This window comes from Alcaligenes parafaecalis, assembly GCF_026344135.1.
GTDB classification, from domain to species: domain Bacteria; phylum Pseudomonadota; class Gammaproteobacteria; order Burkholderiales; family Burkholderiaceae_B; genus Alcaligenes; species Alcaligenes parafaecalis.
This window is the reverse complement of record NZ_JAPKNA010000002.1, coordinates 315392-338827: the sequence shown is the minus strand read 5'-3', so window position 1 is coordinate 338827 and position 23436 is coordinate 315392. Positions and strand designations below refer to the sequence as shown.

25 protein-coding genes are annotated in these 23436 nt (G+C 54.0%); 10 read left to right on the top strand and 15 right to left on the bottom strand.

All coding sequences use genetic code 11. The features are described from left to right. Positions 1-5: 5 nt before the first annotated feature. Complete coding sequence (locus OSH09_RS08455) at positions 6-887, top strand: glycosyltransferase family 2 protein (protein ID WP_266120726.1); 882 nt, start codon at positions 6-8, stop codon at positions 885-887. Here OSH09_RS08455 and OSH09_RS08450 read toward each other — a convergent pair. Then, positions 865-2052, bottom strand: a complete 1188-nt coding sequence (locus tag OSH09_RS08450) for an exopolysaccharide biosynthesis polyprenyl glycosylphosphotransferase (RefSeq protein ID WP_266120725.1) — start codon at positions 2050-2052, stop codon at positions 865-867. The genes OSH09_RS08455 and OSH09_RS08450 overlap by 23 nt on opposite strands. A 263-nt stretch (positions 2053-2315) precedes the next feature. Between OSH09_RS08450 and OSH09_RS08445 the strand changes: the two genes are divergently transcribed. Genes OSH09_RS08445 through rfbA form a run of 4 tightly spaced genes read left to right on the top strand, consistent with a single transcriptional unit; the run spans position 2316 to position 6810 of the window. Continuing rightward, positions 2316-3581 (top strand): O-antigen ligase family protein, encoded by a 1266-nt coding sequence (locus OSH09_RS08445; protein WP_266120724.1) that lies wholly within the window; start codon positions 2316-2318, stop codon positions 3579-3581. A gap of 3 nt (positions 3582-3584) precedes the next feature. Next, positions 3585-4829, top strand: a complete 1245-nt coding sequence (locus tag OSH09_RS08440; protein ID WP_266120723.1) for a flippase — start codon at positions 3585-3587, stop codon at positions 4827-4829. 26 nt (positions 4830-4855) lie between these two features. Beyond that, positions 4856-5923 (top strand): dTDP-glucose 4,6-dehydratase, encoded by a 1068-nt coding sequence (rfbB, locus tag OSH09_RS08435; RefSeq protein ID WP_266120722.1) that lies wholly within the window; start codon positions 4856-4858, stop codon positions 5921-5923. Further along, a complete protein-coding gene (gene rfbA / locus OSH09_RS08430; protein WP_266120721.1) occupies positions 5920-6810 on the top strand; it encodes a glucose-1-phosphate thymidylyltransferase RfbA in 891 nt (296 codons plus the stop codon). Before rfbB ends, rfbA begins: the two co-directional genes overlap by 4 nt. Here rfbA and OSH09_RS08425 read toward each other — a convergent pair. Continuing rightward, positions 6807-7919: a glycosyltransferase family protein gene (locus OSH09_RS08425; RefSeq protein WP_266120720.1), complete on the bottom strand. Its 1113-nt coding sequence runs from the start codon at positions 7917-7919 to the stop codon at positions 6807-6809. The genes rfbA and OSH09_RS08425 overlap by 4 nt on opposite strands. A 196-nt stretch (positions 7920-8115) precedes the next feature. Here OSH09_RS08425 and rfbC point away from each other — a divergent pair, with 196 nt between their 5' ends. After that, positions 8116-8664: a dTDP-4-dehydrorhamnose 3,5-epimerase gene (gene rfbC / locus OSH09_RS08420; protein ID WP_266120956.1), complete on the top strand. Its 549-nt coding sequence runs from the start codon at positions 8116-8118 to the stop codon at positions 8662-8664. A 4-nt stretch (positions 8665-8668) separates the two neighbouring features. Further along, positions 8669-9595 carry a dTDP-4-dehydrorhamnose reductase gene (rfbD, locus tag OSH09_RS08415; protein WP_266120719.1) on the top strand — a complete coding sequence of 309 codons (927 nt, stop codon included), beginning with the start codon at positions 8669-8671 and terminating at the stop codon, positions 9593-9595. 72 nt (positions 9596-9667) lie between these two features. On the opposite strand, the gene OSH09_RS08410 is transcribed toward rfbD, so the two are convergent. The 10 genes from OSH09_RS08410 to OSH09_RS08365 all read right to left on the bottom strand — a co-directional run bounded on the left by OSH09_RS08410 (position 9668) and on the right by OSH09_RS08365 (position 18160). Continuing rightward, positions 9668-10090 (bottom strand): F0F1 ATP synthase subunit epsilon, encoded by a 423-nt coding sequence (locus OSH09_RS08410; RefSeq protein ID WP_207872356.1) that lies wholly within the window; start codon positions 10088-10090, stop codon positions 9668-9670. 12 nt (positions 10091-10102) lie between these two features. Further along, positions 10103-11524: a F0F1 ATP synthase subunit beta gene (gene atpD, locus OSH09_RS08405; protein ID WP_266120718.1), complete on the bottom strand. Its 1422-nt coding sequence runs from the start codon at positions 11522-11524 to the stop codon at positions 10103-10105. A gap of 44 nt (positions 11525-11568) precedes the next feature. After that, a complete protein-coding gene (gene atpG / locus OSH09_RS08400) occupies positions 11569-12477 on the bottom strand; it encodes a F0F1 ATP synthase subunit gamma (protein ID WP_207872358.1) in 909 nt (302 codons plus the stop codon). A gap of 94 nt (positions 12478-12571) precedes the next feature. Continuing rightward, on the bottom strand, positions 12572-14113 hold the full coding sequence (gene atpA / locus OSH09_RS08395) for a F0F1 ATP synthase subunit alpha (protein WP_207872359.1): 1542 nt from the start codon (positions 14111-14113) through the stop codon (positions 12572-12574). Positions 14114-14148: 35 nt separating this feature from the next. Then, complete coding sequence (locus OSH09_RS08390) at positions 14149-14688, bottom strand: F0F1 ATP synthase subunit delta (protein WP_207872360.1); 540 nt, start codon at positions 14686-14688, stop codon at positions 14149-14151. 14 nt (positions 14689-14702) lie between these two features. Further along, a complete protein-coding gene (locus OSH09_RS08385; RefSeq protein WP_207872361.1) occupies positions 14703-15173 on the bottom strand; it encodes a F0F1 ATP synthase subunit B in 471 nt (156 codons plus the stop codon). A gap of 154 nt (positions 15174-15327) precedes the next feature. Then, entirely contained in the window at positions 15328-15570 is a 243-nt protein-coding gene (atpE, locus tag OSH09_RS08380) for a F0F1 ATP synthase subunit C (RefSeq protein WP_003805001.1), read from the bottom strand. 104 nt (positions 15571-15674) lie between these two features. Next, positions 15675-16556 (bottom strand): F0F1 ATP synthase subunit A, encoded by an 882-nt coding sequence (atpB, locus tag OSH09_RS08375; protein ID WP_207872362.1) that lies wholly within the window; start codon positions 16554-16556, stop codon positions 15675-15677. Between the two features lie 56 nt (positions 16557-16612). Next, complete coding sequence (locus OSH09_RS08370; RefSeq protein WP_222668953.1) at positions 16613-17098, bottom strand: ATP synthase subunit I; 486 nt, start codon at positions 17096-17098, stop codon at positions 16613-16615. A 285-nt stretch (positions 17099-17383) separates the two neighbouring features. Then, positions 17384-18160 (bottom strand): enoyl-CoA hydratase, encoded by a 777-nt coding sequence (locus OSH09_RS08365; RefSeq protein ID WP_266120717.1) that lies wholly within the window; start codon positions 18158-18160, stop codon positions 17384-17386. 34 nt (positions 18161-18194) lie between these two features. On the opposite strand from OSH09_RS08365, the gene OSH09_RS08360 reads away from it, so the two are divergent. The 3 genes from OSH09_RS08360 to ttcA are packed head-to-tail and all read left to right on the top strand — an operon-like array spanning position 18195 to position 21496. Further along, positions 18195-19970 carry a M61 family metallopeptidase gene (locus OSH09_RS08360; RefSeq protein ID WP_266120716.1) on the top strand — a complete coding sequence of 592 codons (1776 nt, stop codon included), beginning with the start codon at positions 18195-18197 and terminating at the stop codon, positions 19968-19970. A 51-nt stretch (positions 19971-20021) separates the two neighbouring features. Further along, positions 20022-20381 (top strand): dihydroneopterin aldolase, encoded by a 360-nt coding sequence (folB, locus tag OSH09_RS08355; protein WP_266120715.1) that lies wholly within the window; start codon positions 20022-20024, stop codon positions 20379-20381. 56 nt (positions 20382-20437) lie between these two features. Then, on the top strand, positions 20438-21496 hold the full coding sequence (gene ttcA / locus OSH09_RS08350; RefSeq protein WP_266120714.1) for a tRNA 2-thiocytidine(32) synthetase TtcA: 1059 nt from the start codon (positions 20438-20440) through the stop codon (positions 21494-21496). A 145-nt stretch (positions 21497-21641) separates the two neighbouring features. On the opposite strand, the gene OSH09_RS08345 is transcribed toward ttcA, so the two are convergent. From OSH09_RS08345 to prmC, 3 genes are read right to left on the bottom strand one after another with little or no spacing between them, the layout of a single operon-like run. After that, positions 21642-22223 carry a UbiX family flavin prenyltransferase gene (locus tag OSH09_RS08345; protein WP_266120713.1) on the bottom strand — a complete coding sequence of 194 codons (582 nt, stop codon included), beginning with the start codon at positions 22221-22223 and terminating at the stop codon, positions 21642-21644. Beyond that, a complete protein-coding gene (gene grxD, locus OSH09_RS08340) occupies positions 22220-22546 on the bottom strand; it encodes a Grx4 family monothiol glutaredoxin (RefSeq protein WP_207872367.1) in 327 nt (108 codons plus the stop codon). Before grxD ends, OSH09_RS08345 begins: the two co-directional genes overlap by 4 nt. 21 nt (positions 22547-22567) lie before the next feature. After that, positions 22568-23434: a peptide chain release factor N(5)-glutamine methyltransferase gene (gene prmC / locus OSH09_RS08335; protein WP_207872368.1), complete on the bottom strand. Its 867-nt coding sequence runs from the start codon at positions 23432-23434 to the stop codon at positions 22568-22570. Positions 23435-23436 lie beyond the last annotated feature (2 nt).

Sequence of the window (23436 nt, the reverse complement as noted above, 5' to 3'; positions counted from 1 at the left end):
TAACCATGAATAACGTCGTTCAGTCTGCACCTTGGGTCGACTTTATTCTGGTTAACTACAACGGTGGCAAAAAAATTGTTGATACCATCAACAGTATCAAGCAGTTCAGCACAAAACACGCATACAGCATCACCGTTGTCGACAATGACTCTACTGACCTAAGTTGCAGTCTGATCGCCCAACAGCACCCTGACACACAAATCATCAAGGCCCATGCCAATCACGGTTTTGGTAAGGCTTGCAATATTGGGGCTGCTCATACGCAAGCTCCCAACATCCTTCTGATCAATCCGGACGCTAAGCTGCAGACTGATGTTCTGAGTATTTTTGAGCAATTCCTGAACTCCTACCCGGACTCTCCCCCCCCTATTCTGGGTGGATCAGCTTTGGGCATAAAAGGGCAACCAGATTTTGCTTTTGAACGCTTTCCAAACTGCTTCACCCTACTGTTGAAAGCAGTGGGGCTAGGACGTCTGCTACGCAGCAAACACCCGCTGACCGCCCCCACACAAGTTGACCATGTGTCAGGTAGCTTGCTATTTATCAGTCGGGAACAATACGAAGCGTTGAGTGGCTTTGACGAGCAGTTCTTCCTGTACTTTGAAGAGACTGATCTACAGTTCCGTGCTCGTGAGATGGGAATCCTGTCCTACCATATTCCCGCCGCTCAATATTTCCACGAAGCCGGGGGCACCTTTACTGACAAGTCCTTCCGTGGCCGGTGTTATAGCGCGGGCATGAAAGTCTATTTGAGGAAGCGCTACGGTACAGCCGGCAAGTTCATTTTTGCGGTCTACGATGTACTGGACAAGTTTACACGCCCCGCACGTCACCTGGTCAAATGCCTACTGCGCGAACACAAGCCTAACGCGCCCCAAAGCCAGTAAGCATCGTCTTCACCGTCAAAAATACGATATAGATATCCAGCATCACCGAGCAGTGTTTGATGTAGTAAAAATCGTGTTCGATCTTGACGCGTGTCTCGTCCTCATTGGCCACATACCCCTGACGGACTTGCGCCCACCCGGTAATACCAGGCTTCACAACATGACGGTAGCTATAGAACGGGATCTTCTCGTCGAACTCCCGCACAAAAGAAGGCTGCTCCGGGCGAGGACCAATCAAGCTCATTTCGCCTCGCAGCACGTTATAGAACTGCGGCAGCTCATCAATACGCAACTTGCGAATGATTTTGCCCACTCGGGTAATTCTCGGGTCATCCTCCCCTGCAAACTGCTCGACCACGCAATCCTGGTCAAAGCGCATGCTGCGCAGCTTGTAGATAGTGAACTCACGGTTTCCCAAGCCAATCCGTTGCTGGGAGTAAATGACCTTACCGGGACTTTCCAGGCGAATAGCCAACATGGCCAACAAGCAAACCGGCAGCACAACCACGGAACTGAGAATGACCATGGCATAGTCAAAAAACAGTTTCAAAATCTCGTAGCCTCGTGACGGCAGCAACGAGCCAATTGTATTTTCCGACATGCGGTCAATCTTGACCCGCCCCGTCAAAGACTCAAAAACCTGCCGAGAGTTATAGACCGCCACTCGGTCCAGCGCGCAGCGTGTCAAAAAACGCTCCGCTTCAGGCTGTACACAGGAAAAGTCCGCTACCACCCCATCATAGCGATACCCGGCAAGATCATAGTCTTTCAGCAAACGACCATCCAGGCCCGGCAGGTCCAGCAAGGTCTCTGCCTCCCCACCAGGAACAATCGCTAATTTCAGTATCCGATAACGATTGGTAAACAGGCTCTCCAACAAGAACCAGCCCAATGCCAGGAAGCTGCTACTTAGCAACAAGGCTCGCGACGCGTCGTAACGAAACACAAAACTGGTGGTGTAAATAAGGGCATAAGTTACGCCTACCGTGGGAATAATCAGCCAGGCACTACGCGCTCCCGGATAGCCTTGCTGGCTTTTATCAATCAGCAGCTTGCAGGCGACAAATGCCACGACGACCAGAATCAATGCGGTACGCTGCCCGTTATCCAGGTTCCACAAGCGCCCCCATCCCCACAACAGCAAAACAGGGACAAGCACCACCACGGCGAATCCAATCAACCACGAGCTTGGCCCGGATAATAGGAGTATCTCGTGCAAACGCTTAAACCGCCTGATTTTAATTTGATTCATCGAAGCACTAATAACCTAAAATAGACCATTTACGCGCCAATTATACGTCGCTCCCGTCTGGGTCCAACCAGACCTTGGTAGATTTACTTGACGTGCTGAATATATAAACTCGCCTTGCTGGCAAAGCCTGTTGATCCGCTATTGTTTCCGCAAATTTTTGGCCTTCCCCCCCTCTTATGTCCGAGCCCGTATCCAAGTCTCTTTTTTCATTTAATGCGGCAGCTCACCTGGGCGTAAGCCTGTTTTTCATCAGCCTGCTCTCTACCCGGAATGTTTATTCTGCAGGGGTGATTCTGCTTCTGCTCACGACCCTGTGCTGGTATCCGACCTCTTTGCGCTCTGGCCAGTCTTTACAAAGCCAGAGCATCAGCCGCGGCCTGTACACGATACTGGCGCTGGTCTTTGCCAATGGGCTGCTGATTTGGTTTCTGCACCAGAACCCGAGCAATCAACTGGATCTGCTTAGCCGCTATCTATTACTGGTCCCCATTTTTTACATGCTCAGCTCCCTTCGTTTGCATAGCGGCGTGATCTGGGTGTGCTTTGCGCTGGCAAGCTTGTCTGCTCTCTGGATCATTCCCGCCCAGTATGGCGGCCCGCTGCATGATGGTCGGATCTATGGTTATACCGGAGCCATCCAGTTCGGCAATATTGCCCTAAGCCTGGCTTGCTTTTGTCTGGTGGCGCTCTTAAGCCAGCTTAGCCAGGCGCAGCGCTCTAGCCCTATTCTTCTTGTTTCATTCCTGGGCTGTCTGGCTGGCTTCTTGCTGTCATTACTCGCCGGTAGCCGTGGTGGCTGGATTGCTCTGCCTGCCGTATTCTTGATCCTTGCCTACGCCTACTTGCCCAAGCAGTATTTCCGACGCGGCATGATGATTCTTTCGCTAGCCGCCGCCCTAAGCGCCAGCATTCTCTGGCAAACCGAGACGATCCAATCACGCATCGCTCTGGCACAGCACGATATTGAGCAATTTGAGGCTGGCAACTCCAACACCTCCATTGGAGCCAGGTTTGCGATCTGGCAAGCCAACTGGAAGCTGATCCAGGAACGCCCCCTGTCGGGCTGGTCCTATCAACAACACGAACAGGCCCTCACCGAACTGGTCAGAACCGGGCAAGCCGATGCCGTGGTCCTGAACCTGGCGAACTCGCATAACAACTACATTGAAACCTGGGTAGACTTGGGACTGGCAGGGCTGTTACTGCAGATACTGCTTCTGCTGTACTGCTTTTATGGCTTCATTCGACGTGTGCATGCTTCTGAGCCACATGTTCGCGCTTATGCCGCCTGTGGAAGCATCCTTATCGCCATCTACGCACTCGCAAACCTGACTCAGAACATGATGGAGCGCAACAATACGCTCTTGTTCCTCCTGATCAGCATCGCCTTGTTCTGGAGCCAGATTTACCCCAATCAAGCCAAACTGCGGTCTGAGCCTTAGGCCATGTCTGCCAAAAAACTATTAGGTAATTCGTTCTGGAACCTGAGCTCCTATATGGTGCTCATGTTCGCCTTCTTGCCCTCTATGGGCATGATGGCGCGCATTTTGGGCCTGGAACCTTTTGGTATTTACACCCTGCTCTTTGCCTTGATTGGCTATGCCAGCATGTTTGACTTGGGGATCGGTCGCGCCTTGATCCGAGCCATTGCCATGGCAGACAAGCAAACTCCACAGATCCAGTCCATTCTAGGCACCGCCAGCTTGCTGATCCTGCTCAGCAGCAGTGTCGCTGCAGCCCTGGTTTTCCTATTCAGCCCCTTGCTGGTGCAATGGCTTAACATCAGCCCTGATCTGCGCACCGACAGCCTGTTTGCCTTTCGACTGATGGCACTCAGCTTGCCATTTCTGCTTTTGCAAGCAGTCTGGTTGTCCTATCTAGAGGGTTTATCCGACTTCAAGCAAGTCAATATTCAGCGCACCATCAGCGGCCTGCTACTTGCGATACTGCCTTTGCTGGCCATCCTGTATCAAGCCAGCCTGAGCTTTGCGGTATTGGGCCTGTTCGTCGGACGTCTGATTACCTGCGTATTGGCCTATTTCTGGGCTCTGCCCACTTCTCTTCGCAAAGGCTTGTGGCACTGGGACAAGCAACAAGCTCATGGTTTGCTACGCTTTGGTGGCTGGCTGACAGTCAGCAACGTGATCAGCCCTTTAATGGTGTACTTTGATCGCTTCCTGCTGTCCAACCTGAACGGCGCCACCACCGTCAGCTTTTATACCGCCCCCGCAGAAGCCATTACACGCTTATTGAACATTCCAGGTGCCGTGGTCCGAGTGATTTTCCCTTTGATCAGCGCACAGAAGGATGCTCGCCAAGAAACTCGTCTGACGTATCTCTTGCTGTTGGGAGTCTGCGGGCTGATCAGCCTGGTGGGCATCGTTGGAGCAAAGTGGATTATCCTGCTTTGGCTGGGTGAAGCCTACGTTGAGCAATCGGTACCCCTGCTACAGATTTTGCTGGTGGGCTTCTTTTTCAATGCCATCGCCCAGATCCCTTACACAGTTATTCAAGCCAAGGGGCACGCTCACATTACTGCCTATGTGCACTTGGCCGAGATCCTGCCATATATAGCCTTGCTCTATGTCTTGATTTCCCACTTTGGCTTGCTGGGCGCCGCAATTGCCTGGACCAGCCGGGTTATCGTAGACTGCCTTGCCCTTTTAATTCTGGCTAAGCGTTATCGCTAAGCCTTACGGAACGCTACTTTATCGTCATGCATATTCTCGTTACCGGTGGCGCCGGCTTTATTGGCTCAGCATTGGTCCGGCACCTGATCCAGGCTACAGAGCACCACGTCCTTAATGTAGACAAGCTGACGTACGCAGGCAATCTGGAATCCCTGGCAGCCGTTCAGAACGACCCGCGGTATCAATTCGCTCAGCATGACATTCAAGATGCTGCGGCTATCCAAACCCTGCTGCAGAAATTTCAGCCAGACGCCATCATGCATCTGGCCGCTGAGTCCCATGTTGATCGCTCTCTGGATGGCCCCGCCGCATTTATACAAACCAATATCGTTGGCACCAGCACCCTTTTGGAGTGCGCCCGCCACTATTGGAATAAACTGCCTGAACCGAAAAAATCGAGTTTCCGCTTTCACCACATCTCGACTGACGAGGTCTATGGCGACCTGCACAATACCGACGATCTGTTTGTAGAAACGACGCCCTACGCTCCCAGCTCGCCTTACTCCGCCAGCAAAGCCAGCTCGGACCATCTGGTCAGGGCCTGGCAACGTAGTTATGGCCTGCCTACCCTGATCAGTAACTGCTCCAATAACTACGGGCCATATCACTTCCCCGAAAAGCTGATTCCACACATGATCCTGAATGCACTTAAAGCACAGGCTCTGCCCGTCTACGGAGAAGGTAAACAGATCCGGGATTGGCTCTACGTGGAAGACCATGTCCGCGCGCTCTTAACGGTGCTGGAAAAAGGCCAAGTAGGAGAAACCTACAATATCGGTGGCCATAACGAGCAAGAAAATATTTATGTGGTGCAGCAGATCTGCGCCTTGCTTGAAGAGTTAGCCCCGGAAAAGCCCAAGGGCCTGCAACACTACGCCGACTTGATCACCTTCGTCCAGGACCGACCTGGGCATGATCAACGCTACGCAATCGACGCCGGTAAAATCGAGCGGGAACTCGGCTGGAAACCGCAGGAAACCTTTGAGACAGGTTTACGCAAAACCGTCCAATGGTATTTAGAAAATTCAGGCTGGTGGGAGCGCATCCTGAACGGCCGCTATCAGCTCCATCGCTTAGGTCAGACAGAATCATGAAAGGCATTATCCTCGCCGGTGGGTCCGGAACCCGCTTGCACCCCATTACCCTGGGTGTGTCCAAACAGCTATTGCCGATCTACGACAAACCCATGATCTACTACCCCTTGTCCGTGCTGATGTTGGCGGGCATACGGGAAATTCTGATTATCTCGACTCCTACCGACCTGCCCAGCTTCCGTACCTTGCTAGGTGATGGCAGCAAATTCGGTATCCAGCTTAGTTACGCAGAGCAACCCTCACCCGACGGCCTGGCTCAAGCCTTTCTGATTGGTGCCGACTTTATTGGGTCTGATCGCGTCAGCCTGATCCTGGGGGACAATATTTTTTACGGCTATGGTTTCAGTCAGATGCTGAAAGAAGCAGCCCAGCGTGAGCAGGGCGCCACTATTTTTGGCTATCAAGTCAGTGATCCCGAGCGTTTTGGTGTGGTGGAGTTCGATCCACAGGGCAAAGCAATTTCAATTGAAGAGAAACCCCAGCAACCCAAGTCGAACTTCGCGGTAACGGGTTTGTACTTTTACGATAACTCGGTTGTGGATATTGCACGGCAAGTACGCCCTTCTGCACGGGGCGAACTGGAAATCACGGACGTCAACAACGCCTACCTGCAGCAGAACAGCCTGCATGTCAGCTTGTTAGGCCGAGGCTTTGCTTGGCTGGACACAGGTACGCACGAAAGTCTGCAAGAGGCGGGAAGTTTTGTTCGTACTATCGAACATCGCCAAGGCTTGAAAATCGCTTGTCTGGAAGAGATCGGTTTCAGGCAAGGGTGGCTGAGTCGCTCAGACCTGGAACAACAAGCCCAAGCCCTGGCAAAAACCGAATATGGCCAATACTTGCACAAGCTGCTGCAAGATGAGCCTGACACGGGAAAAGCAGCTTAAACCCGTCGCAAGGCTCGGACCGTTTGCAAATACTGACCAGCATAATGCTGGTCAAAATAATTTGTGTACTGGTCCAGCCATACTTGACGAGCACGAGCGGCTGCAGCCTGAATCTGCTGTATATCCAGCCCCTGCAACCACGTTGCAATCGCTTGCTGACCTTCCTCAACAGCCCAACCCGTCTGATGAGCACGAACTTTGTCTGCCGTTGGAATTCCCGCTGTGGTGAGCATGGCCCGACCCAGCATCAGATGCTCGTAGTACTTATTGGGTGCTGCAAATAAATGATTGGGCACTCGTTTGTAATACATACCCACCACAATCTGGCAGGATTGCATTATCTGTAGCCCTTGCACCGAACTTTGAGCCCCGTAGTAATGAATATGGGAGTGTTGTTGGGCCGACTGCGTAAACAAGTCAGCCAAAGGACCATAACCAGCCACATGCAGCTCACAGGCCGGAAATTGCTCACAGGCTGCCAGCAAATCTTCCAGACCTCGATTTTTGGCCTCCAGCACACCAAAATAAGCAATTTTGACAGGCTGTTGGTCCGACACCGGAACGTACTCCTGCACCTCTGATTTTTGTGGCACGTTCTCCAGCACCATGACCGAAGGCAGCAAACTGGGGCTAAGTCCGTGTTGCTCAAACCGGCAGGGATCAGCCAAAATCCCCGCATTTGCAGTCTTCAACAAATAGTTCTCCAGCTTGTCGACCCACCTGCCCAACACCCCAGGAAAGTAACGCAACGAACTGTACTTGTCGTAGACATCAAAAATCCACGGCTTGCGACATAAAGCGGCATAGACCTTTACAGCCATAGCTGTATCCAGATCAATCGCATGGACCAGATCTACGTTACGGTTGTTCTTGAGCAACCAGCGCAATACAAACAGGTTCCAGAAAAAGATACCAATCAGACTGCGCCACCCGGCACCTAAAGCGGCCGGGCGTGAATAATAGGTATCGTTGCTGTTTTTTTGAGCCGGGACTGTACCACGCTCCCACCCCACAAAGTGATAGGGAATTTGTGCCTCATCCAAGACCTTCAAGTACTTGGCGAGTTTGCCATCCACGTGGCGCAAGTATGAGCGAATAAAAACAACCATCCTGGTGTCGTCCAGTGTTTCAGCAAGCTATCCACGATAGCTAAAAAAAACCTAAATAGATACAATTTCCATCAGTAGCGCATACCAGCCACCAGCGAATTACAATCCCATGCTGGCCGTAGAAACACTTGCTTTGCGCACCTTTGCCCGGCTCTGTATTGACGCGGCAACTCAAGCACCTCACCCCCACATCAACATGACCATTTATCCCACTCGCCTGGCGGGCGTTCTAATCATTGAACCCACTGTTTTTGGTGACGAACGCGGGTTCTTCAAAGAAACCTATCACCAGCAACGCTATCAAGAGCAAGCGGGGATCAGCCTTCCCTTTGTACAAGACAATTTTTCACGGTCCGAAAAGGGTGTATTACGGGGCCTGCATTTTCAGAAAACCCGGCCTCAAGGCAAGCTGGTTAGCGTCAGTCGGGGAGCAGTATACGATGTAGCCGTAGATATACAGCCCGACTCATCCACTTTTGGACAGTATGTCGGCGTTGAACTGAGCGAGTCCAATCATAAGCAACTCTGGATCCCCCCAGGCTATGCCCACGGTTTTTGTGTCCTGTCGAACTTTGCCGACTTCAGCTACAAATGCACCGACTTTTACTTCCCACAGGATGAAGGGGGATTGGCCTGGAACTGTCCTGAAGTCGCGATAGATTGGCCAATCCAGAACCCGCAGTTGTCCGAAAAGGACAAACACTATCCTGTCCTTAGCCAGCTCGTCACCCAAGGTCAGGCCTAAACTCATGACACGTCCTGTCATCCTGCTTACCGGGGCTCACGGTCAACTGGGTCAGTCCTTTGCAGACTTGAGTAGGAACACCGATACAAGTGCCGAGCTTCTCATGCTTGGGCGTGCTGAGCTGGACATTACTCAAGCCAACTCTATTGCCTTGACGTTGGAGCAGCGTCGCCCCGATATCGTCATCAATACCGCAGCCTACACCGCAGTCGACAAGGCGGAGTCCGAGCCGGAGGCAGCACATCTGATTAACGGTGTCGCTCCAGGCCTTCTGGCCGCTGCCTGCGCCGAACGTGACATAGGAATGGTACATATCTCTACAGACTACGTTTTTGACGGTCTGGCAGAGCAGCCCTATGCCGAAGATGCCCCTACGTCTCCTGTCAGCATCTATGGGCAAAGCAAGCTGGCAGGTGAACAAGCCGTCATGGCTGCCCTGCCCTCCGCCCTCATTTTGCGTACTAGCTGGGTGTTCAGTCAGTTTGGAAGCAACTTCCTGAAAGCCATGCTGCGCCTTGGTCGAGAGCGCGCTGAGCTAAGCATTGTGGATGATCAAATTGGTGGCCCCAGCTATGCACCACATATTGCTCAGGTGCTGTTGCAGTTGGCTGAAAGGCTATATGAATCACAGCAAAGCCACGGTCAGCAGCAAGCCCTGTCAGGTGTTTATCATTTTGCGGGGCAGCCCACTGTAAGTTGGTATGGATTCGCCCAGGAAATCTTTGCTCAGGCGTTCAAGCTTGGGCTGTTATCCAAAGCGCCAGCATTAAGCCCTATTCCTACCAGTCAATACCCAACACCTGCTAAGCGACCCGGACAGTCAGGTCTGCGACAAGACAGGCTGGATACTCTACTGGGAAAGGAAAACATAGAAAGAGATTGGCGCAAAGGCATAGCAAACAGCCTTTTATCCCTTCAAAAGTCGTCGTAGGCCATAAACACGCTGCCCGCAAAAAAGCCACCCCTAAGGGTGGCTTTTTCATGGATGCTACCGGGCCTGGGATCAGTGCTTGCGCACGCTACGCAGGCGGCGTGCTGCAGCAGCCTGGGCGGCCAGCATGGCCAGCTCGGCTTCCACAACAGCGATGTCGGCTTTGTCCTTGGTGTTGCGCAGGGCTTCTTCCGCATGTTTGCGGGCTTCAAGTGCCTTTGCTTCATCCAAGTCGTTAGCGCGAATCGCGGTATCCGACAATACAGTGACTTTCCCAGGCTGAACCTCGAGTATGCCGCCAGCGACAAAGATATGCTCTTCGCTGCCATCGGCCATAACGATCTTCAGCGTGCCGGGACGAATCCGCGAGATCAGTGGGGTGTGGCCGGGCAAAATACCCAGTTCCCCAGCCTCGCCGGGCAGCGCCACGAACTTTGCCTCACCAGCAAAGATCGATTCTTCGGCACTGACCACGTCAACATGAAGCTTAGCCATGAGCAATCCTTATTACTGAATAGTCTTGGCTTTCTCGAAAGCCTCGTCGATCGAACCGACCATGTAGAACGCCTGTTCTGGCAGTGCATCACACTCGCCGTCGACGATCATCTTGAAGCCGCGCAGGGTTTCAGCCAGTGGAACGTACTTACCAGGCGAGCCGGTAAACACTTCAGCCACGTGGAAAGGCTGGGACAGGAAGCGCTGGATCTTACGAGCACGAGCAACAGCCTGTTTGTCTTCTGGAGACAATTCGTCCATACCCAGAATGGCGATAATATCGCGCAATTCTTTGTAGCGCTGCAGTGTCTGCTGTACGCCACGAGCCACTGCGTAGTGCTCTTCACCCACAACTTGTGGATCAAGCTGACGGCTGGTGGAATCCAGAGGATCCACAGCAGGGTAAATACCCAGAGCAGCAATGTCACGCGACAACACAACGGTGGAGTCCAAGTGCAAGAAGGTCGTAGCAGGCGATGGGTCAGTCAAGTCATCGGCTGGAACGTAAACGGCCTGAATGGACGTAATCGAACCGGTCTTGGTAGAGGTAATACGCTCTTGCAGCTTACCCATTTCCTCGGCCAGCGTAGGCTGGTAACCCACTGCGGAAGGCATACGACCCAGCAGAGCAGACACTTCAGTACCGGCAAGGGTGTAGCGGTAGATGTTGTCCACAAAGAACAGAATGTCACGGCCTTCGTCACGGAACTTCTCGGCCATGGTCAGGCCGGACAGTGCCACACGCAGACGGTTGCCTGGAGGTTCGTTCATCTGACCGAACACCATGGCCACTTTGGACTCGCTCAGGTTGTCCATCTGGATAACGCCAGCATCAGCCATTTCGTGGTAGAAGTCGTTACCTTCACGGGTACGCTCACCCACACCAGCAAACACGGACAGACCGCTGTGTGCCTTGGCGATGTTGTTGATCAGTTCCAGCATGTTCACGGTTTTGCCCACACCGGCACCACCGAACAGACCAACCTTACCACCCTTGGCGAACGGGCAAACCAGGTCAATCACTTTAATACCGGTTTCCAGCAGCTCTACGGAAGGCGACAGTTCGTCAAAAGTAGGAGCGGCCTGGTGAATGGCGCGACGCTCGTCAGACTGGATAGGACCAGCTTCGTCGATCGGACGACCCAACACGTCCATGATGCGGCCCAATGTGCCCAGACCCACGGGTACGGAGATCGGTGCGCCGGAGCCGGCCACTTCCATACCACGACGCAGGCCGTCGCTGGAACCCATGGCGATGGTGCGAACTACACCGTCACCCAATTGTTGCTGTACTTCAAATGTCAGGCCTTTTTCTGCGAAAGCCGAACTTTCGTCAACGAGCGTCAACGCTTCGTAGACTTTAGGGATGCTGTCGCGGGGGAACTGAATATCCACCACGGCGCCGATGCACTGAACGATGGTACCGTTGCTCATGTTGAGTCCTTGCAATATAACTTTGATGGTGTGCCTTGCCGTGATTACACAGCAGCGGCACCCCCCACGATTTCAGAGATTTCTTTCGTAATCGCTGCCTGGCGGGTCTTGTTATAGACCAGCTGAAGATCACCGATAACGGTCTTGGCGTTGTCCGAAGCGGCTTTCATGGCCACCATACGGGCAGACTGCTCAGAGGCCATGTTCTCGGCAACGGCCTGATACACCAGACCCTCTACGTAACGCAGCAACAAGTCATCAATAACCGACTTGGCATCGGGTTCGTAGATGTAATCCCAACCGTATTCGGAAGAATTAGCGCTTTCTTGAGCTTCTACCTGTTCACCAGCCTGGAAAGGATCTTTCAGACCGGAAGGCAGAGGCAGCAAGCGAATAAATGTCGGGTCCTGCTTCATCGTATTGACAAAGCGGCTGGTCGCCAGATACACCGCATCAATGCGGCCTTCCACGAAGTCGTCGATCTGCACTTTGATAGCGCCGATCAGACGTTCCAGGTTAGGCGCATCGCCCAAGCCCACTTCCTGAGAAACCAGATTGGCACCAACACGCGCCAATGTTCCAGCAGCTTTACTACCCAAAGCCGTTGTCTGAACCGAAATCCCTTTGTCTTCAAACTCGCGCACACGCGCAAGTACCAAACGCAGGATGTTGGTGTTCAAGCCGCCACACAGACCTTTGTCCGTGCTGACAACCACGATACCAACCGATTTGACTTCGGCAGGCTCAACCATGTAAGGGTGAGTGTAGTCGGGGTGCGCCTGCATCAGATGCGAAGCAATCTCGCGCACCTTGTCTGCATAGGGACGGCCAGCACGCATCCGCTCTTGCGCCTTGCGCATCTTGGATGCCGCCACCATCTCCATGGCTTTGGTGATCTTGGACGTGTTTTGCACGCTCTTGATCTTAGTACGAATTTCCTTGATTCCGGCCATCACACTTTCCTGTAAGGGCATTATCGGGAGCCAGACTAGGCTGTCGACTCCCGCTAATCATGGCGCCGGGGTTTCCGGCGCCTGCCAACAATGATTAGAAAGCGCCGTGCTTTTTGAAGTCCTGGATGGCTGCAACCAGCTCAGCCTCGTCTTCTTTAACCAGTTCCTTCTTGCTTTCGACACGCTCAACCAGAGCAGCGAACTTGCTGCGCAGGTGATCTTTCAGACCTTTCTCGAAAGGCAGAATCTGAGCGACTTCCAGATCGTCGAAGTAACCGTTGTTCACAGCGTACAGGCTCACGGCCAGTTCCCACACAGCCAAAGGCTGATACTGGGGCTGCTTGAGCAGTTCGACCACGCGCTTGCCACGTTCCAACTGGCGACGGGTTGCGTCATCCAGGTCGGAGGCGAACTGAGCAAACGCAGCCAATTCACGATACTGAGCCAAGTCGGTACGAATACCGCCGGACAGTTTCTTGATGACCTTGGTTTGAGCAGCGCCACCCACGCGGGACACCGAAATACCGGCGTTAATAGCGGGACGAACACCTGCGTTGAACAAGTCCGATTCCAGGAAGATCTGGCCGTCGGTAATCGAAATCACGTTGGTTGGAACGAAGGCGGAAACGTCACCGGCTTGCGTTTCAATGATAGGCAGTGCGGTCAACGAACCGGTCTTGCCTTTCACTTCACCGTTAGTGAATTTTTCTACGTACTCGGCGTTCACACGAGCAGCGCGCTCGAGCAGACGGGAGTGCAGGTAGAACACGTCACCGGGGTAGGCTTCACGGCCTGGTGGGCGACGCAGCAACAGGGATACTTGACGGTAGGCCCAAGCTTGCTTGGTCAAGTCGTCATAAATGATCAGGGCGTCTTCGCCACGATCACGGAAGTATTCACCCATGGTGCAACCGGAGTAAGGAGCCAGATATTGCATGGCAGCGGACTCGGAAGCCGAGGCGGCCACAATAATCGTGTACTCCAGAGCACCGTGCTCTTCGAGCTTGCGCACCACGTTGCTGATCGTGGAAGCTTTTTGGCCCACGGCAACATAAATACATTTAACGCCATTGCCCTTTTGAGCAATGATGGTGTCCACAGCCACGGCAGTTTTACCGGTCTGACGGTCACCAATGATCAGCTCGCGCTGACCACGGCCAATTGGCACCATGGAGTCCACGGCTTTTGTGCCGGTCTGCATGGGCTGAGAGACGGACTCACGGGCGATAACGCCAGGAGCTACTTTCTCGATGACGTCTGTCATCTTGGCGTTGATCGGGCCTTTGCCGTCGATAGGCATACCCAGCGTATCCACCACACGACCCAACAATTCCGGGCCGACGGGTACTTCCAGAATACGGCCAGTTGTTTTAACTGAGTCGCCTTCGGAAACACCGGTGTATTCACCCAGAATCACGGCGCCGACAGAGTCGCGCTCGAGGTTAAGGGCCAGACCGAACGTGTTGTTCGGAAATTCGAGCATTTCGCCCTGCATCACATCGGACAAACCGTGGATGCGCGTAATACCGTCGGTCACGGATACGACCGTACCTTGTGTACGAACGTCAGTCGACGCACCCAGGCCTTCGATGCGGCTCTTGAGCAGTTCGCTGATCTCGGACGGATTAAGTTGCATGTTCAGACTCCTGAAATCCTGTTTACTGACTCGCGCTATGCGGTCAGCGTATCGCGCATGCTGGCCAGCCGGGCCTGCACGGAAGTGTCGAGCACCTGGTCACCAACAATCACCCGAATACCGCCGATAAGGTCAGTGTCGACGGTCACAGTCGGTTTTAGCTTCAGGCCAAACTTTTTCTCCAGCCCAGCGGTCAGCTCAGCAACCTGAGCCTCAGCCATCGGGAAAGCACTGATAATTTGTGCCTGCGCCGTGCCTTCGAGTTGGTGTTTCAATAGTTCAAACTGTTCTGCAATCTGTGGCAGCAGCAAGATGCGCTGGTTGTCCACCAACAATTGAAGAAAGTTGCGAGCCTTTTCGGTGACCTGTGACTTAACCAGGCCCGTAAAGAGTTCGAGTCGCTGCCCATTATTCAGGCGCGGATCGTTCAGTGCCTCGCGCACATCGTGGAGACCGGCCACCTGAGCCATTTCGGACAACAGGGCCGACCACGATTCGAGGCCCTGGCGCTCGTCGCTTACCGCGGCGAACAGGGCTTCGGCGTAAGGTCTGGCAATAGTCGATAGTTCAGCCATGGCCTGCCTTGATGTTAAAGTTCTGCCTTGAGCTGCTCGAGCAGCTGGGCGTGCGCATTCGCGTCAACTTCGCGTCGCAAGATTTGCTCGGCACCCTTGACAGCCAACGCAGCCACTTCGCTACGCAGACCTTCACGTACGCGTTGTACTTCCTGACTGGCGTCTTGCTGGGCCTGCGCAATAATGCGGGCTTTTTCGGCTTCGGCTTCACGACGAGCTTGCTCCAGCAGAGCAGTCGCCTGTTTTTCAGCGTCGACAATGCGTTGATGGTTGTCGGACTTGGCCGAGGCATCCATCAGGCTGATACGCGCTTGGGCCTGGGCCAGATCGGCTTTGCCTTTATCAGCAGCAGCCAAACCATCAGCGATTTTCTGACGACGATCATCGATTGCTTTCGTCAGTGGCGGCCATACGAATTTCATCGTAAACCAGGCCAAAACGAAAAACACGATCATCTGAAAAAAGAGAGTCGCGTTTAAATTCACGGTCGTATCCCTTCAATACCACGTGTGTAGGAGGCGGTATGCGTCCTGACACATGTATGTTCAAGTCGACAAGCGGTGCATGATCAAATCGAGCAACACACCGCTAACGACGACTGCCTGCCCGTCTGCCAAAAGCGGCAACGGACTCGCCTTATTACCCAACAAATGGGTTGGCGAATGCAAACAACATGGCGATACCGACACCGATCAGGAAAGCAGCATCGATCAGACCGGCCAGCAGGAACATCTTGGTTTGCAGAGCGTTCATCAGTTCTGGCTGACGAGCGGATGCTTCCAGATATTTACCACCCATCAGGGCGATACCAATGCAAGCGCCAAATGCGCCCAGACCGATGATGATACCGCAAGCAAGAGCAACGAAAGCTACGTTGGTCATGACAACTCCTTGGTTAAAAATCAGGTGTAATTCAAAAAAATCAAAGCGTTAGCAGGCTAAGCCTGCTCCCCCCAACCAGACACCATTGTCCAGTCGGAATCGGATTAATGGCCTTCGTGTGCTTGTCCAATATAGACAAGGGTGAGCATCATGAAGATGAACGCCTGGAGCAACACAATCAGAATGTGGAAGATTGCCCACACAGAACCGGCCAGAATGTGACCGATACCCAGTCCCAGGCTGGCGCCATTAAACCCTGTCCATGCGCCACCCAGCAGAGCGATCAGCATGAAAACCAGTTCACCGGCAAACATATTGCCGAACAACCGCATACCCAAGGAGACCGACTTGGCGGCGTACTCGATGCAGTTCAGCAAGAAGTTAAAGGGTGCGAGCACCACGGCCATCAGGCCCGAGGCGGCGAACGGTGCAGTAAACAGCTCTTTGACAAAGCCGCCTGGGTGCTTGATCTTGATGCCGTAGTAGAACATCAGCAGCAGCACGCCCATGGACATGCCCATTGGCACGTTCAGGTCAGCGGTAGGCAAAATACGGTGGTAGTACAGAGGGTCGCCGTGTTCGGCGGCCAGACCTGTCTGGATGAAGATCCAGCCCAGGCCATCAACGGGCAGCAAGTCCAGCACGTTCATCATGATGATCCACAGGAACACGGTCAGCGCCAAAGGCGAGACAAATTTCCGGGACTCAGCGTTAGGAACAATGGATTTGGCCTGGTCTTCAACCCAGTCGACCAGCATTTCTACAAAAGACTGCAGGCGGCCTGGCACACCGGCTGTTGCGGCCGAAGCGGCGCGCCACAGAAAGAAAACCACAACCAGACCCATCAGCAGGGACCAGAACATGGAGTCGTAGTTAATGACACCGAAGTTGGCCAGAACATCCTGTTTTTCACCTACGTTATTCAAGTGAACCAGGTGATGCTGGATGTACCCTGACTGAGGCGAAATATCACTAGCAGCAGCCATCTGTATTTACCCTGTGATGTATACGTTATGGGACAAGCCCGTGAAACAAAAATTCGTTATGGCAGCTTGCGGAAAAACAGCAGCAGCACATATCCCTTCAAGACACACAACAAGCCAAAGAGCAAAGCAGGCCAAACCAACCAGCCCGTATTTGCCATGGCAGCCGTTGCCAGTGTCAATACTGCAAAACCGAGCTTGAACGCTTCACCCCAGAAAAAGGAGAGAGCTCCGGCGTTACCGCCGCCCATCAAACCCAGCAAAAGACGCAATGCGAACAATGCGTTAGGCACAAAATAAGCAGCCGCACCGATAAGTGCTGAGGCTGCTGCATGTGCGCCGGAAATCCATGCCGACAGGACTATAGCCAACAGGCCCATAAAAGCCTGAGCAACAAGTGTGCGCACAATTCCTTGCCCTGCCCGGCGAGCCATGCGGCTACGTTGCTCGGGCGTAAGTACGACGGGTTCGGGAATTGGCGACGTGTCCCCTGCTGTGTGCACCTTGGCTGCGGTGCCTGTCTGCTGATAAATCGGCTGATTCATAGATTAGGAAACAATCAGATAACGTTGTGTGGGTGGATGTACTGCAAAGGCCTCTGGCCAATCCATCCGCGCAATATTATCGGCCCCTTTCAAAAGCCGGTGTCGTCAAACCCATAAAGTATAGCGTCTTTTTTTTGTTGTAAGCAAATTCAGCCTTGCTTGTTTGATACTTAATGCAAGGCTGATTTCCGCAATCTCAATGGCATCAAGGGGTAAGCTTATTTTGTAACATTGCAGTGCAGCAATTTTACAACACACCCCCTGTTTTATCGGCTATTGAGAAACTTAGCGATGCTTGAACTCGGGCTTACGCTTCTCGACGAAAGCACGCATGCCTTCTTTCTGATCGTCAGTGGCAAACAAGCCATGGAAATTACGGCGCTCGAACAGCAGACCTTCTTCCAGCGACGACTCAAAAGCACGGTTCACACATTCTTTGGCCATCAGGACCGACGGCAAGGACATGCTGGAAATAACCGTTGCCGCTTCCAGTGCTTCTTCAAGCAGTTTGTCGGCAGGCACCACGCGCGACACCAGACCGGAGCGCTCTGCTTCTTCGGCATTCATCATGCGCGAAGTCAGGATCAGATCCATCGCCTTGGCTTTACCCACAGCACGCGGCAAACGCTGCGTGCCACCAAAGCCGGGAATCACGCCCAGTTTGATTTCAGGCTGGCCAAAACGTGCGGAGTCGGCAGCAATAATGAAATCACACAGCATGGCTAACTCGCAGCCACCACCCAGAGCGTAACCAGCAACGGCCGCGATGATGGGTTTGCGGAAACGGCGCAGTTCTTCCCACTGGCCACCCAAGTAATCCTGGGAGCTGACATCGTGGTAATTCCAGTCTTTCATGGCGCCGATATCGGCACCAGCCGCAAAGGCTTTTTCGTTACCGGTCAGCACGATACAACCGATTTCGTTGTCGGTATCGTATTTCTTGAGCAGGGCATACAACTCGGCGATCAGCTCGTTATTGAGCGCATTCAAAGCCTTGGGCCGATTTAATGTCAATAAAGCAACACGACCATGCACCTCTGCTTTGACTAAGGGTTCGTTCATGCTGACTCCCAGAAAAATTAAATAGAATAGGGGAATGGAACCTACACCCGTACTTTACCGTGCCGAGCCGACAGATCTCGTCGGCCACCGCCTGACTGTCCAGATACAGATCACTTCCCCCCAAACAGATGGCCAAGTCCTCAGCCTTCCGGCCTGGATTCCTGGCAGCTATCTGATCCGCGACTTCTCACGTCAGATCGAGAGCATAGCTGCCTTCTCTGGCGAAAAACCGGTTTCCATCCGCAAGCTGGACAATCACCGCTGGCAATGCGAGCCCTGCGAGGGTCCCTTGAGCGTGCAATACCAGGTCTACGCCTGGGATCTGTCCGTACGAGGCGCGCATATTGATCAGACCCATGCTTTCTTTAATGGCACCAGCGCCCTGCTGGCCGTCGAAGGTCAGACAGAACAGCCTTGCCTGCTGGAACTGGTGTCCAACGAGGACATGGAAGATTGGCAGGTCTACACTAGCCTGCCCGAAGCCACTGGCATGCCGGGCGCAGCAGAGCGCTATGGTTTTGGCCTGTACCGCGCCAGCAATTACGATGAGCTGATCGACCACCCGATTGAGATGGGTACTCCACAGGTCATCAGCTTCTTTGCTCACGGCGCTGAGCATGAACTGGTCTTTACCGGCATCATCCCCAATCTGGATTTACCACGCATCGCCCGTGACGTAGAGAAAATCTGCGCCGAGCAAATCGCCTTCTTTGAGCCAGAAACCCGCCACGCGCCCTTTCTGGATTGCAGCTCGCGCTACGTATTCATGACCATGGTGACCGATGACGGTTACGGCGGTCTGGAGCATCGCGCCTCGACCGCACTGGTCGCATCGCGCCGTGATCTGCCCACCCAGGGCCAGGATAAATCGATAAAAAGCGCAGGCTACCAAACCTTTTTGGGTCTGGTCAGCCATGAGTACTTCCACACCTGGAACGTCAAGCGCATCAAGCCCGCTGCATTTGCGCCGTATGACCTGAGCCGCGAAAACCATACCCGCCTGCTGTGGGTGTTTGAAGGCTTCACGTCTTACTACGACGATTTGATGCTGCTGCGCTCGGGTGTGCTCAGTGAAGCCGACTACCTGAAGCTGCTGGCCAAGAACATTAATGCCGTTGAACGTGGCCCTGGCCGCTTCAAGCAGTCCGCCGCACAAAGCTCTTTTGATGCCTGGACGCGCTATTACAAACAGGACGAGAACTCGCCCAATGCGCTGGTCAGCTACTACAGCAAAGGGGCTTTGATCGCCCTGGGCCTGGACCTGTGCATTCGCAGCCACACCCAGCAAGCCAAGAGCCTGGACGATGTGATGCTGCTGATGTGGGAGCGCTATGGCCGCGACTTCTATCAAGGCAAGCCACAAGGCATTCCTGAAGATGCCATGCCTGCCCTGATCCTGGAAGCTACTGGCTACGACGCCTCGGATTTCATTGCTCGCTACGTTGAAGGTTGCGAAGACCTGCCATTAAAACCCTGGCTGGCCGAACACGGCCTGAAGCTGGAATGGCAAGCCTCCTCCAAACTACCCAGCCTGAACGCCCGCTTGCGTCAAAGCGCAGGCCAATGCCAACTGGCAACCGTGTTTACCGATGGCGCAGCGCATCAAGCTGGGCTGTCTGCTGGTGATGCCCTGGTCGCCGTTGACGGTTTGCGCGTCAGTGACACGGCCAGCCTGGAGCGCCTGTTGGCCGCTTACGAACCCGGCCAGACCGTTCAGGTCTACGCCTTCCGCCGCGATGAACTACACTGCTTCACGCTGCAACTGGCGCGCCCTGCTTTGGACGAATGCGTCCTTAGCCGTCAGTCCTGATCTTCTTCACAGGCCTGTCACCACTGGCGGGCCTGATACTTTGTTTTTGCCATGACTACACGCCGTATATTTATCAACAATCTGGTGGTGCAGGCCTCGATCGGCATGCTGGACCACGAGCTGGTTCACCGTCAGCCCCTGCATATTGATGCCGAGTTCGACACCACCATTACGCAAGATGTCCAAGACAATGACATTGGCACCGTACTGGACTACCGCGAGCTGCGCGAGGCGCTGATTGAAGTCAGCAGCACCGAACACACCAATCTGCTGGAAACCCTGGTAGAGCGCCTGGCCCAGCGTATCCAGAATCAGTTTCCAAGCGTGGAACGCGTTAAAATCCGGGCCAGCAAGCCCGAGGCCTTTGCCGACTGTGATGCCGTCGGCATCGAGATCGAACGCCACCGCTAACGCTCCCGCCCCGCTTCCTGCCGGGGCCACGATGACACCTCTATTCGCTTTTCCTTATGTCCCAAGACACCAGCCCCCTACCCGCCTCCGAAACCGATACGCCCGTATTTGCCACCAAGGCTGAACGCAAGCAACGCGTTAATGACAACAAGCTGAGCAAGCGCATCATGCGTGAAGTGGGCCGCGCCATCGGGGACTTCAACATGATCGAAGACGGCGACAAGATCATGGTCTGCCTGTCCGGCGGCAAGGACTCTTATGGTCTGCTGGACGTGCTGATGACCTTGCAAAAGCGCGCTCCGATCAAGTTCGACATCGTGGCCGTGAACCTGGACCAGAAGCAGCCCGGTTTCCCGGACCATATCTTGCCCGAATATCTGGAAAAGCTGGGTGTGCCGTATCACATCGAAACCCAGGACACGTACTCGGTGGTGACACGCGTTATTGCCGAAGGCAAGACCATGTGTTCGCTGTGCTCGCGCCTACGTCGTGGCATTTTGTACCGCGTCGCCAAAGAGCTGGGTGCGACCAAAATTGCCCTGGGTCACCACCGTGACGATATTCTGGCCACCTTCTTCCTGAACCTGTTTTATGGTGGCCGGATGAAGGGCATGCCGCCCAAGCTGATGTCAGACAACGGCGAGCATATTGTGATCCGCCCTCTAGCCTATGTGCCCGAGAAGGATCTGATCGCGTACGCCAAGCTGAAAGAATTCCCTATTATTCCCTGTAACCTGTGCGGCTCCCAGGAAAACCTGAAGCGCCAGGAAATCAATCGCATGATTGCTGAATGGGACAAGAAATACCCCTATCGCTCCTGGAATGTCTTTGGCGCGCTGACTCGCGTGGTGCCCTCGCACCTGATGGACCCCAAACTGCATAATTTTGCTGATATGAAGGTGACGGGTCAGGCCGATCCGGAAGGCGATAAGGGCTTCGATCAGGATTACTTTGACGACCACCTGCCTGAGAGCCTGCTAGCGGCAGGCGGTCTGGATGAAGAAGGTGAAGCAGCAAGCCCCACAGCTCGCCAAGATGCGTTCACCCCAGCCCAAGCAGCCGCGTCCGGTGAACAGCAGATTGTTTTCATGAGCAAGCGCCGCTCGGGACAGTAAAGAAAACGGCTGGGTGCGCTGCTTTGCGCAGCGCCTATCTCCAAAAATAGACAAGCTGCGGCTAATAAAAAGCCCCGATATAAACATCCAGAACCTGAATGTTTATATCGGGGCTTTTTTATACCTGCCAGACTGCTATCAGACCTTAGTTCGGCTTTTGCGAACCATCCCAGCGCTCGCCGGGAACCTGAATATCAAACAGCTCCAGCACCCGCATCACCGTGTGATCAACAATATCGTCGATACTTTTGGGACGCAGGTAAAACGCGGGCATAGGCGGGAAGATAATCCCCCCCATTTCCGTCACGGCCGTCATATTACGCAAATGCGCCAGATTGAACGGCGTTTCGCGCACCATCATCACCAAACGGCGACGCTCTTTCAAAGTAACGTCAGCCGCCCGGGTAATCAGGTTATCGGACAGGCCATGCGCCACGGCCGCCAAGGTACGCATCGAACACGGCACAACCACCATGCCAGCAGTCGGAAAACTGCCGCTGGCCAAGGTTGCACCTACATCACGAAAGCTATACACCTGATCGGCCAGAGCCTGGATATCGTGTCTACCGATATCCAGCTCGTATTTGATGTTCAGCACCCCGGAAGGCGAGATCACCAAATGAGTTTCCACATCCGGACAGGACTGCAGCACTTGCAACAGACGCACGGTGTAGACCGCTCCGGTGGCCCCGGTCATACCAATGACCAGGCGTCGCTTGGTGCTCACTCCAGAGCCCCAGCCTCGCGCAGCATGGTTTCCAGTTCGCCGTTTTCGTACATTTCAGACACGATGTCCGAACCACCGACGAATTCGCCCTTGATGTACAACTGAGGGATGGTGGGCCAGTTGGAGAAATCCTTGATGGCCTGACGCACTTCGGCGTCGTCCAGCACGTTGACCACAACCACTTGGCTCAGGCCAACAGCACGCAGAATCTGCACCGTACGAGCGGAGAAACCGCACTGAGGCGCTTGAGCTGTGCCCTTCATAAACAGCACAACTGGGTTTTCCGTTACGGTTTCGCGGATGAAATCTTGAACTTCACTCATGATGTTCTCTTAAGAAAAGAATTAACACTGTCCACCTGTGACCCGCCGGATTCCTGCCAGATCCTCATAACTGATGACCTGTTTGAACCCTGCCTGCCGCAGCATATTTTGCACATGGTCGGCCTGATCCCAGCCGTGCTCCATGAGAAGACTCGCACCAGGACGTAGATACGGCCCGGCTCCCTGAACTATTGTACGCAAATCCGTCAAGCCGTCAGAACCATCTGTCAGCGCCTGACGTGGCTCAAAGCGCACATCGCCCTGGCCCAAATGTTCGTCATCCACTGCAATGTATGGAGGGTTGGACACGATCAGGTCAAAAGGTTCCTGGCCTGCCACGGCATCGTACCAACTCCCCAGGCAAAACTCGACTTTCCCACACAAACGCTGAGCATTTAGGCCCGCTTGCGCCAGAACCAGGGTGCTGATGTCGCTCGCCACCACATGGGCATCGGGGCGTGCCAGGGCCAAGGACACCGCGATCGCACCGCTGCCACAGCCCATATCCAGAATGCGGGGGGATTTAATGTTTTGCACGCGTTCCAGCGCACGTTCGACCAGGGTTTCAGTGTCGGGGCGTGGAATCAGCACCGAGGGCGAAACCAGAAACTCGTGGCCCATGAATTCACGGACACCGACGATATAGGCCATAGGCTCACCCGCCACGCGGCGGGCTTCCAGAGCTTGATAGGCTTGAATCTTGTCCAGCGGCAACTCGTCTGTGTCGTGCGCAATCAGCCAGGAACGGCCGACTTCCAGCACCTGCATCCACAGCATGTCGCGCTCCAGGCGCGGCAAGGGGCTTAGCGGCTGCAAGGCTCGCAGGGTACGGGGAGAATCAGCAGGCATAACCGTTTGGGGTACGGCCTGCTCACCGGATAGGCTCATGC